This is a genomic window from Isoptericola sp. GX10416 (assembly GCF_056590155.1).
On the sequence record NZ_JBWPVO010000036.1, the window covers coordinates 1 to 1,016 of the forward strand.

The following is a 1,016-nucleotide window of genomic DNA, read 5'->3' on the forward strand; positions in this document are numbered from 1 at the left end:
AGTACCGTGAGGGAAAGGTGAAAAGTACCCCGGGAGGGGAGTGAAATAGTACCTGAAACCGTGTGCCTACAATCCGTCGGAGCCTCCCTAGCAGGGGTGACGGCGTGCCTTTTGAAGAATGAGCCTGCGAGTTAGTGCTCGGTGGCGAGGTTAACCCGTGTGGGGAAGCCGTAGCGAAAGCGAGTCCGAACAGGGCGATGCAGTCGCCGGGTCTAGACCCGAAGCGAAGTGATCTAGCCATGGGCAGGTTGAAGCGCCGGTAAGACGGCGTGGAGGACCGAACCCACTTAGGTTGAAAACTGAGGGGATGACCTGTGGTTAGGGGTGAAAGGCCAATCAAACTTCGTGATAGCTGGTTCTCCCCGAAATGCATTTAGGTGCAGCGTCACGCGTTCCTTGCCGGAGGTAGAGCTACTGGATGGCCGATGGGCCTCACCAGGTTACTGACGTCAACCAAACTCCGAATGCCGGTAAGCCAGAGCGTGGCAGTGAGACTGCGGGGGATAAGCTTCGTAGTCGAGAGGGAAACAGCCCAGACCACCGGCTAAGGCCCCTAAGCGTGTGCTCAGTGGGAAAGGATGTGGAGTTGCACAGACAACCAGGAGGTTGGCTTAGAAGCAGCCACCCTTGAAAGAGTGCGTAATAGCTCACTGGTCAAGTGATTCCGCGCCGACAATGTAGCGGGGCTCAAGTACACCGCCGAAGCCGTGGCACTCACACTTTACCCAGCATCCCCTTGAGGGGTGTTCAGGTGTGTGGGTGGGTAGGGGAGCGTCGTGTGGGCAGTGAAGCCGCGGAGTGATCCAGCGGTGGAGGCCACACGAGTGAGAATGCAGGCATGAGTAGCGAAAGACGGGTGAGAAACCCGTCCGCCGAATGACCAAGGGTTCCAGGGCCAGGTTAATCCGCCCTGGGTAAGTCGGGACCTAAGGCGAGGCCGACAGGCGTAGTCGATGGACAAGGAGTTGATATTCTCCTACCGGCGAAGAACCGCCCATACCGAGCCCGGTGATGCT

The 1,016-nt window shown here is 58.3% G+C and carries 1 rRNA gene; it reads left to right on the forward strand.

Annotated elements, in window-relative coordinates:
- Positions 1-1,016: ribosomal RNA gene (locus ACWAT2_RS19330) — 23S ribosomal RNA — on the forward strand; the annotation flags it as partial.